Genomic DNA, 9,153 nt, shown 5'->3' with positions numbered 1-9,153 from the left:
GCGCGGAACTCATCGAGGCGCGGGAATAAAATCCCATTCAGACGCCGGATAGATTCAAGCAAGCCAACTTGTCGTCAAAATCGGTGTTGCAAAAACGGGAGTGACCATAGATTCCGTTTGCCAAGCGGCCCCCATATTGAATGGCTGACGGTACTGGATTTCGATGAGATAAAAATAGACCGTATTTTTATTGCCAATATTGATGACCCGGTGAAGCGAGCGCTACTTGTTTCTGTGGTGAAAGGGTTACGTGGTACTGGCAAACCACTGGTGTTTGAAGGGGTGGAAACGCCAGGACAGTTTGAATTCGTCCGTTCTCTTGGCCCCGGTTACCTAGTTCAGGGCTGGTATACCGGAAAACCCGAAACAATATCTGCGATGAATATTCAGGGTTAAAACGATACGGGGCCCGGCCCGTATCGGCAACCCGACCCGTCAGCGTATCGCTTTCTGTCTGAAGCCGGTTCAGGTCGGCTTCTATCTGCGCGATGCGGCGGGAGATTTATTCAGAACGACTGCCGAAGTTCATCCGGCGAATCTTATCCAGCTGCGCCTGCAGATGGTCTATTTCGCGCTCCCGGTCGGCCTGCTTTTCCAGCAGGGCGCGGTTCAGCGCTTCCTGTTCGGACAGGCGCTGTTTCAGCAGAAGGATGTCGTCAGGGGGAGGTGTTGTTCATAAGCCCGCATTTTACCAGGCTTATTCAACGACAACCAGGATAAAGAGGCCTACAACATGGTCAGGGACGTAAGCAGTCTTTTAGGCTGCCGCCAGTCGATGCCTTCCAGAAGCATTGCCAGCTGCGCCGGGGTCAGGAACACTTTGCCATCGCGGGCAGAGGGCCAGGCGAAGCGGCCGCGTTCCAGCCGTTTGGTCAGCAGGCACAGCCCGTCGCCGGTGGACCACAGCAGTTTGACCTTACTGCCGCTGCGGCCCCGGAAGATGAAGACATGGCCGGATATCGGGTCATCTTTCAGCATCGTCTGCACCTTTGCGGCGAGACCATTGAAGCCGTTGCGCATGTCGGTGATACCGGCAACCAGCCAGATTTTGGTGCCTGTTGGCAGGTGGTTATCACTTCCTTTATCTGTCCTGTGATGATCCTTATGACTTCGCCAGACTACTTCACCACACACATGGGTCTGCCAGATACCGGTTCGGGATGGATTTCCGCTTCTACGCTGAACACCGTCTTTAGAAGCTCTGGTTTCATCACTGCTTCCGGAGCACCTTGCGCCATCACGCGACCGCTTGCCAGTACCACCAGATGATCGCAATAGCGGCTGGCCTGATTCAGATCGTGGAGTACCGTCACTACGGTTTTCCCCTGCCTTTTGAGTTCAACCATCAGGCGCATCAGTTCAACCTGATGATTGATATCGAGGTAGGTCGTAGGCTCATCAAGAAGAATGAGTGGGGTATCCTGTGCCAGCACCATCGCCAGAAACGCACGCTGGCGCTGGCCGCCGGAAAGCTGGGTTAACCTGCGGTCAGCCAGATTGCGCGTCCGGGTCTGACTCATTGCCACGTTGACCCGCTCGTTGTCTTCCGCGGAGAGTCGCCCCCACAACGACAGCCACGGGCTGCGGCCGTAGGAAACCAGTTCCCGTACAGTGATCCCCTCGGGGGATAAATGGTGTTGCGGCAGTAAAGCCAGGCGGCGAGCCAGCTGGCGGGCGGAAAAACCGGCTATGGGTTTTTCATCAAGCAATATCTCGCCAGAGTCTGGTGTTAACAGGCGAGAAAAACAGTTCAACAGCGTCGATTTCCCGCAACCGTTAGGGCCGAGCAGGGCCGTGATTTTTCCGGCAGGCAGGGCGAGAGAAAGTCCATCCAGCACGGTTTGTGCGCCATAGCTGACGGTCAGATTTTCAGTACGTAATCTCATTTATCGCATTCTCACAAGCAGCCAGACAAACCACGGTGCGCCGATAATGGCGGTCAGCACGCCTGCCGGAAGCTCCAGCGGCGGATGAATGATTCGTGCCAGCAGATCGGCAATGACCAGCAACAACGCGCCCGTCAGGGCCGAAACGGGCATCAGCCAGCGGTGACGCCCGCCGGCGATCCTGCGCACCATGTGCGGCACGACGAGACCAATAAAACTTATCGGGCCACAGACGGCCACGCCGGTTGCTGTCATCGCGACAGCCAGCATCAGCCCCTGGAACCGGGTGCGCTGAACCGACACGCCGAGCGTGGCTGCTCGTGCATCGCCCAGCGCCAGCAGGTCGAGATCGCGACAAAAGCGCAGGCTCAGCGGCAAAAACAGAATGAGCAACGGCACGGCAATCTTCACAAAGTGCCAGTCGCGCCCCCATAAGCTACCCGTCAGCCACAGCAGGGCACTGTTTACATCCTGCGGGTGCAGGAGCATCAGGTAATCCGTCAGGCTCGCCCAGCAGGCGGAAAGCGCCACGCCGGTGAGCGCCAGCTTCATCGGCTGGTGGGTCTTTGCCAGCATCTTCAGCAAGATCAACCCCGCCATACCGCCCGCAAAGGCCAGCAGCGGCAGCACCATCACGGATAGTGATGGCATAAGAAGCAGTGCTCCCACAGAGGCAAGGCTGGCGGCATGGTTAATGCCGAGAATATCCGGTGATGCTAGCGGGTTACGCACAATCCCCTGTACCAGCACGCCCGCCACGGCGAGGGCTGCACCGACAAACAGTGCCAGCAGCAAGCGCGGCAGTCGGTACTCCATCAATACATAATAATGCTCGCGTCCGTCCTGCCAGTCGGTCAGCAGCGCGCGCCACGGCACGGGGATCACCCCCATATGGAGTGATAACAGCGCACAACCTGCCAGGGCAAGGGTGATGAAAATGACCAGCGCAATTTTCATCCTCGCCTCCTCACCAGCCAGACAAAGCAAGGACTGCCAATCAGCGCCAGCACTGCGCCTGCGGGCAGATCGCCGGGGAAGGCCAGCGCGCGTGCGAGTACATCTGCCATCAGCATCAGCGTGGCCCCCAGCAGCATGCTCACCGGCAGTACGTTGCGCTGATCGAAGCCTGCCCAGAAGCGCGCCAGATGTGGCACCAGCAGGCCGATAAACGCCACCGGACCTGCCACACTGACGCACGCGCCAACCAGAAGCAGCACTAACATATTGATGATCAAACGTAGTCTCGGCAGGTTCACTCCCAGCGTATGGGCGGTACTGTCGCTGACGTTGAGCAGGTTCAGTTGATTCGCCAGCAGCAACACGACAGGGACTGCAGTGACCACCACCGGCAAGAGCTGCCAGACATCCTGCCAGTGGGCGTGGGACACTCCGCCTGCCAGCCAGTAAAAGATGCCGTAAGCATGATCTTCGGCCAGCAGCAGGGTGATGCGGGTCAGGGCCATACAAAAGGCCGACAGCGCGATACCCGCGAGGATCAGTTTGTTTCTGTCCTGGGTATGACGAAACCCGCCTCCTGCGGTCATGACCAGCAGCCAGCTCACGCCGCCCCCGCATGCCGCGATGAACGACAGGGAATAGCCTGCAACCGGCGTCGGACTCAGCGCGCTGGTAAGCGCCATAGCCAGCGCCGCGCCGCTGTTAATGCCGAGCAGTGAAGGAGAGGCCATTGGGTTGTGGGTCAGGGTTTGCAGCAGCGTGCCCGCGAGCGCCAGGCTTGCGCCGATCAGAACGGCGACCAGGCTTCGCGGCAAACGAAGGTTTTGCACCAGCGCTTCTGGTAGCGTTGGCGTGTGTCCAGGCAGCAGGGCGCGGATTGCGTCTGCTCCGGAAACAGGAATGGCCGAGTAGCAAAACAGACTCAGCCAGAAAATAATAATAAGTACTGCAACGGGAAGCCCCCACAGCAGCACCGGGTGTTTTAGCGCGGTCATTTCACATCGGTAAGCGGCTGATGGTGGAAGATTTTTACCGTGTCAGCGGCAATACGCTCTGCGGCAAAAATACCGCGCATCCGCGCCCAGGCGTTACTGTCGACTGAAGCAACCTGCTGCTTCTGCGCGGCGGTTAATATCTGCCAGAGCGGATCTTGTTGCCAGCGTTTAACAATGCTCTCTTCGCGATAGTGGGCAACCAGCAGCCAGGCAGGATTGACCGCCAGCAGTTGCTCCAGGCCGATGGACGGCATGGACGCGCCCGCCATCGCAGCGGGAACGTTCAGCCCCAGAGAAGCCAGCACGCTGCCGGTCCAGGTCTCCTGGGTATGCAGGTTGAATAGCTGTTCGCGTGATGTGCCAAAGGCCACGCGTGTCCCTGTGGGAAGCTGGCTGGACCACTGCGCCATCTTCTCTTTATGTTGTTCCAGACGCGCCTGCATCTCTCGTTTTTTACCTACCACTTCGCCGATGATAGCCGCTGAGTGCAAATTTTCAGCGTAGGTTTCGTTGCGGGACTTAAGCAGCAGTACCGGCGCGATTTGCTGCAAGGCAGTGTAAATCCCCGCATGGCGACTGCTGTCGGCAATGATCAGGTCTGGTTTCAGGGCAGCAATGGCTTCCAGGCTCGGCTGCGCGCGCGTTCCGACGGACTGCCACGGTTTCAGGTGCGCACGCACTTCGGGCAGGATGCGTTTTGCATCGTTATCGTCGGCAATACCGATCGGGCTGACGTCCACGGCGGCCAGCGCATCGGCGAACGAGAGTTCCAGCACCACAATCCGTTGTGGCGTTTTATCGAGTGTAAACGTGCCGTGTTCGTCCTGAACCGTGGCGGCAAAGGCGTGGCCGATCACCAGCAGCAGGCCTGCAAAAAGAAAACGGATAAATGCCAACATAGTCACATTCCAGCTAAAAGCCCGGCAAGCCGGGCGTTAACACATCAGAACTTCAACGACCCCTGCATATACAGCGTGCGCGGCTGGCCTGCGTAGATGCCTTTGTTGTTGTCGTCATAAGAGCGGATGAAGTAGTCCTGGTCGAAGATGTTTTTCACACCGAACGCCAGGTTCAGATCTGCCATCTGCGGGCCAAAGTCATACGCCACGCGTGCGCCCCAGAGCATGAAGCCGGGAATGCGGCCGGTACTGCCGTCGGCGCTCTCTTTCACCGTATTGGCGTTATCCGCAAACTGGCTGGACTGGAAATCGCTGTTCAGATTGAACGTCCAGTTGCCCGGCTTGTAGTCCACGCCCAGCGTGCCTTTATGTTTCGGGGAGAATGGCACCTGATTGCCATAGGTGTCGCCTTTCTCGCGGATTTCCGCGTTCACATACGCATAGCTGGCGTAGACGGAAACGTTATCAAGCGTTGGCGTTAGCGTACCCAGGTCGTAACGTGCCTGCGTTTCCAGCCCGGTATGGCGCGTTTTGCCACGTGCAGTGACGGTGTCGTTGGTCTGGTTGGAGTCGTACTGATTGTTAAAGTTAATCAGGAACAGCCCCATTTCCGCCGTCAGCGCGCCGTCATCGTAGCGGGTACCGAGTTCCCAGGTTCGCGCTTTTTCCGGTTCCACATTGCCGCTTTGCACAGCCTTGCCAATCTGGCTGTACTGTACGGTGCCGAACGAGCCTTCAGTGTTTGCATAAAGATTCCAGCTATCAGTCAGGTGATAGAGCACGTTCAACGCCGGAAGCGGTGCGTTATAGCTCACCTCTTCGTGCGTGCCTTTGATGGCGTTGTTCTGGTATGACTCGATATGTTCGAAACGCATACCCGGCGTGATGGTCCAGTTGCCGATGTCGATTTTGTCATCCAGATACCAGGCGTGCGCCTCGGTGCCGGAACGCGTGTCGCGGTCGTAAGGGCTTGAGCCGGACGGCAACTGCCCGCTGCTGGTGGCGGTGTAGTAACGCATTTCATGCGTTGATTCATTCACATAGCGATAGCCCACGCCCACTTCGTGCGCGGAAGGGCCGATCATAAAGCTCTGGCTGTAGCGTGGCTCAATACCGCGCACCCAGTAGATACGCGGCGAGAGGGTGATGCGTTTGCCTTGCTCCAGGTAGCCGCTGCGCAGGGTTTGGGTGTAGAACCCCTGAATGTTGAATTTATGCTGGCTGTCCGGCTGGAACTGGTAGCCCAGGCTCGCCAGCTTGCGACGGCCCCAGAAGCGGTCATACGGGCGGGTGGATTGCCAGCGATCGGCGTCGTAATCCGCGCGGGACAGGCCGCCGGGCATGTCGGCTTCACCATCGTAATATTGCAGCAGGCTGTTGAAGGTGTGCACCTCATTCGGCGCATATTTGCTTTTCAGCATCAGGTCGTCGATGCGGGTGGCGCTGTGCTCGCGCCAGTCACTGCCGCGCGTGCCGGAGTAGAGCAGCGCGGTGCCAAAACCGTTGTCCGCTGTGCCGCCCACCATCAGGTTGTGCGTCTCTTTCGGGTTGTTTTGTGAAGAGGTTGGGCTGAGCTGACCTTCCACCCCCGCCTCGATACCAAAGTCCTGCGGAATGGCGCGGGTAACAAAGTTCACCACGCCGCCCACGCTCTGCGGTCCGTAACGCACCGCACCACCACCGCGCACCACGTCAATGGCATCCATGTTGCCGAGCGAAACGGGAGCCAGTGAAAGCTGCGGCTGACCGTAAGGGGCAAAGGGGACGGGGATGCCGTCCATCAGGACGGTCGAGCGGCTGGCGAGGCGTGGGTTCAGGCCCCGGATGCCAAAGTTCATCGCCAGGTCGTGGCTGCCGGTGCCGTTGTTTTCCGGCGCGCTGACGCCAGGGATGCGGTTAAGCACCTCACGCATGGTGGTTGCGCCGGTTTTGGCGAAATCCTCACGGCGGATCACGTCACGCGCGCCAGCATGTTCAAATACGTCGTTTTCACGCGCATCGCCCAGCCAGTCGCCGACCACGGTCAGGGCATCTTCTTTTGGCGCGGGCGCGGTCTCCAGCGTCCAGCTGTTATTTCTCAGCGGTTTTACCTGCAGTCCGCTGCCGTCCAGCAGTTGTTGCAGGCCGCTCTCGACGTCGTAATCTCCGTGCAGGCCGTTGCTCTGCTTGCCGCGCGTCAGGCTGGCGTCAACCGAGAGGGTAATTCCGCTGTGTGCGGCATACTGATTGAGCGCTTTGTCGAGCGATCCCGGTGCGATATCAACCTGTGCAGCAAAAGCGGAAAACGAGAGACCGGCCAGCGGCAGCAGGCTCAGGCGAATGGCGTTAACCAAAGGTGTTGTTTTACGAAAAACGCGTAACGGCGTCATACCTTCTCCATCATCATTTTTGTTGTGTTCAGCTATGAGTCGAACGAGAAGGGTAAAAAGGACAATCGAAATGAGAATTATTTTTCTTACAGCGGTGAAATGTTTATCCAGTACCGCGTAATAGACTGAATTTTAACGGGAAGCGTTTGAGCGATAACGTTCAGGATCGCATCGGTATTTTTCAGCGGGAACGTCCCGCTCAGGCGCAGCCCGGCAACGGCGGGATCGCAGCGCAGCACGCCGTTGCGGTAACGGCTTAGCGTGGCTATCACCTCACCCAGCGGTTTATCGCTGAAGCTCAGGATGCCCTTCGTCCAGCTTGTACTCTCGTCATCCAGCGGTTTCACTGCGCCAAACTCAGAGGCGCTGAACTGCAGGCTTTCACCAGCGTTCACGATGCGTTTTTGCGCGGGGGCACTGGCGAGAAGCACTTCCACGGCGTGCTGCTGCACGTCAAGCTGCGTGAAATTATCCTGCTGGCGGACGGTAAATTCTGTCCCTAAAGCGGTGAGTTGGCCCTGACGGGTCAGGACGCGGAAGGGGCGTTGCTGCGCATCTTTCGCGGTAGTAATGGCGATTTCACCGTACCAGAGCCGGACGGTGCGCTGATGCGCATCAAAACGCACATCCGCCGCGCTTTGGGTATTCAGCGTGAGCAGGGAGTCATCTTCCAGTTGCTGACGGCTGACTGCGCCTTTGGCGGTGCGGTAATCTGCCCGCAGACCTTCGCCGGTTTCCGACTGCCAGAGTTGCCAGCCTCCGCCAGCGCCGAGCAACAGCAGTAATCCTTTCATCACGTGACGGCGGGTGAGGCGGGTATCGTGCAGCGCCCGGCTGGCAACGTCGCCAGGCACACCGCCAAGCTGGTTGCGCAGGTTTTCAACCTGCTGCCAGGCCCACTGGTTATCCTGATCCTGTTCATACCACTGTTGCCAGCGCGCTTCCTGTTGTGGGCTGACGCGCTCGCCGCTTAGCACGGCATACCAGTGGGAAGCTGAACGCAGCGCCTGACGGCGGGAATCGGTTAACGAAGGATTCATAACCCATGCTCCAGACGAAACAGCAGGCAGTGCTCGACGGCTTTCGCCACGTATTTTTTCACGGAGCTGACGGAAACACCGAGTTTGTGCGCAATCTCGCTGTATGTCAGGCCATCCAGTTGCGAAAGCAGAAACGCTTCACGTGTTTTTCCGTTTAGCCCGTCCAGCATGCTGTCGACGAGTTGTAGGGTCTCGAGCTGGCTTTCGCGTTCCTCAGGTGAAGGCGCTACCCCCTCCGGCATAAGCGCCAGCATCTCCAGATACGCTTTTTCCAGCGCGTTTCGGCGAAACAGGTCCACCATCACGCGTTTGGCGATAGTGCACAGGAAAGAGCGAGGATCGCGGATCGTCGAGAGCGTTTCGCTGCTCATTACCCGCAAAAAAGTGTCCTGGGCAATGTCATCTGCATCAAAGGCAGACTGGAGTTTGCGCGTCAGCCAACTTTTCAACCAGCCGTGATGGGTGCCATAAAGCGACTCGAACGTTAAGGAAGCTGTGGAAGTGGCACGGTCAGACATGCGGAGTGCATCAAAAGTTAATTATCACGTAGCCATATTAATATGAGAATGGTTATCATTACAATTGGAAATAAAATTGTTTCCAATAAACATTTTTAACATGTTGTTTTTCTAAGTGTTATAAGGTAGGTATAAAATGGGATGGATCCTCTGCTTCTGGCATCTGTCGGTCAGAATGACATCATGATGTGGTCTGCTATTATTGACATCCTCCCCGCCCTTTAGGGCGGGGAGGATGTCAACTATGAGTGTTGCCTGAAATGTCGCCAGCCCCCGGTACAGCAGAAGTATCTCGGGCTTTCTGCGTTTGCTCCTGGTGGGTATGGCCCCCGCAAGCGGGGGTTATTGCTAACTGGGTAATGACTCAAAATTATTGATAGTGTTTTATGTTCAGATAATGCCCGATGACTTTGTCATGCAGCTCCACCGATTTTGTGAGCGACAGCGACTTCCGTCCCAGCCGTGCCAGGTGCTGCCTCAGATTCAGGT

10 protein-coding genes and 1 pseudogene are annotated in these 9,153 nt (G+C 57.5%); 1 reads left to right on the top strand and 10 read right to left on the bottom strand.

Annotated elements, in window-relative coordinates; genetic code table 11:
• Window positions 1-396 (top strand): EAL domain-containing protein (locus tag ACOTX5_RS25670; protein ID WP_406542956.1); only part of this gene is annotated, 396 nt, incomplete at its 5' end.
• Window positions 397-418: 22 nt separating this feature from the next.
• Here the strand turns inward: ACOTX5_RS25670 and ACOTX5_RS25665 are convergent.
• The 10 genes and pseudogenes from ACOTX5_RS25665 to ACOTX5_RS25620 form a co-directional block, all read right to left on the bottom strand.
• A pseudogene (locus ACOTX5_RS25665) lies at window positions 419-677 on the bottom strand (IS66 family transposase); the annotation flags it as partial.
• A gap of 49 nt (window positions 678-726) precedes the next feature.
• Window positions 727-1,065 (bottom strand): IS66 family insertion sequence element accessory protein TnpB, encoded by a 339-nt coding sequence (gene tnpB / locus ACOTX5_RS25660; RefSeq protein ID WP_028018554.1) that lies wholly within the window; start codon window positions 1,063-1,065, stop codon window positions 727-729.
• 53 nt (window positions 1,066-1,118) lie between these two features.
• A complete protein-coding gene (gene fecE, locus ACOTX5_RS25655; RefSeq protein ID WP_004152282.1) occupies window positions 1,119-1,886 on the bottom strand; it encodes a Fe(3+) dicitrate ABC transporter ATP-binding protein FecE in 768 nt (255 codons plus the stop codon).
• Window positions 1,887-2,843 (bottom strand): Fe(3+) dicitrate ABC transporter permease subunit FecD, encoded by a 957-nt coding sequence (gene fecD / locus ACOTX5_RS25650; RefSeq protein WP_004118246.1) that lies wholly within the window; start codon window positions 2,841-2,843, stop codon window positions 1,887-1,889.
• Complete coding sequence (gene fecC, locus ACOTX5_RS25645) at window positions 2,840-3,838, bottom strand: iron-dicitrate ABC transporter permease FecC (protein ID WP_004118243.1); 999 nt, start codon at window positions 3,836-3,838, stop codon at window positions 2,840-2,842. The genes fecD and fecC overlap by 4 nt, the downstream gene beginning before the upstream one ends.
• Window positions 3,835-4,737: a Fe(3+) dicitrate ABC transporter substrate-binding protein FecB gene (fecB, locus tag ACOTX5_RS25640; protein ID WP_007898890.1), complete on the bottom strand. Its 903-nt coding sequence runs from the start codon at window positions 4,735-4,737 to the stop codon at window positions 3,835-3,837. The genes fecC and fecB overlap by 4 nt, the downstream gene beginning before the upstream one ends.
• A gap of 44 nt (window positions 4,738-4,781) precedes the next feature.
• Entirely contained in the window at window positions 4,782-7,106 is a 2,325-nt protein-coding gene (gene fecA / locus ACOTX5_RS25635) for a TonB-dependent Fe(3+) dicitrate receptor FecA (RefSeq protein ID WP_022652364.1), read from the bottom strand.
• An 86-nt stretch (window positions 7,107-7,192) separates the two neighbouring features.
• Window positions 7,193-8,146, bottom strand: coding sequence for a ferric citrate uptake sigma factor regulator FecR (gene fecR / locus ACOTX5_RS25630; RefSeq protein WP_023304425.1), 954 nt, complete (start codon window positions 8,144-8,146; stop codon window positions 7,193-7,195).
• Complete coding sequence (fecI, locus tag ACOTX5_RS25625; RefSeq protein WP_016151347.1) at window positions 8,143-8,664, bottom strand: RNA polymerase sigma factor FecI; 522 nt, start codon at window positions 8,662-8,664, stop codon at window positions 8,143-8,145. The genes fecR and fecI overlap by 4 nt, the downstream gene beginning before the upstream one ends.
• A 370-nt stretch (window positions 8,665-9,034) precedes the next feature.
• Window positions 9,035-9,153 (bottom strand): IS1 family transposase (locus tag ACOTX5_RS25620; RefSeq protein ID WP_218062499.1); only part of this gene is annotated, 119 nt, incomplete at its 5' end.

It is taken from the genome of Enterobacter cloacae complex sp. IR5441 (genome assembly GCF_049238215.1).
Lineage (GTDB): Bacteria > Pseudomonadota > Gammaproteobacteria > Enterobacterales > Enterobacteriaceae > Enterobacter > Enterobacter hormaechei_C.
The sequence above is the reverse complement of the archived record's forward strand: the minus strand, read 5'-3'. Positions and strand labels throughout refer to the sequence as shown.

Bases quoted from the DNA above. Each gene is read 5' to 3' on its own strand.
- fecD (WP_004118246.1), bottom strand. From the start codon at position 2,843: ATGAAAATTGCGCTGGTCATTTTCATCACCCTTGCCCTGGCAGGTTGT.
- fecA (WP_022652364.1), bottom strand. From the start codon at position 7,106: ATGACGCCGTTACGCGTTTTTCGTAAAACAACACCTTTGGTTAACGCC.
- fecC (WP_004118243.1), bottom strand. From the start codon at position 3,838: ATGACCGCGCTAAAACACCCGGTGCTGCTGTGGGGGCTTCCCGTTGCA.
- fecB (WP_007898890.1), bottom strand. From the start codon at position 4,737: ATGTTGGCATTTATCCGTTTTCTTTTTGCAGGCCTGCTGCTGGTGATC.
- fecI (WP_016151347.1), bottom strand. From the start codon at position 8,664: ATGTCTGACCGTGCCACTTCCACAGCTTCCTTAACGTTCGAGTCGCTT.
- fecE (WP_004152282.1), bottom strand. From the start codon at position 1,886: ATGAGATTACGTACTGAAAATCTGACCGTCAGCTATGGCGCACAAACC.
- fecR (WP_023304425.1), bottom strand. From the start codon at position 8,146: ATGAATCCTTCGTTAACCGATTCCCGCCGTCAGGCGCTGCGTTCAGCT.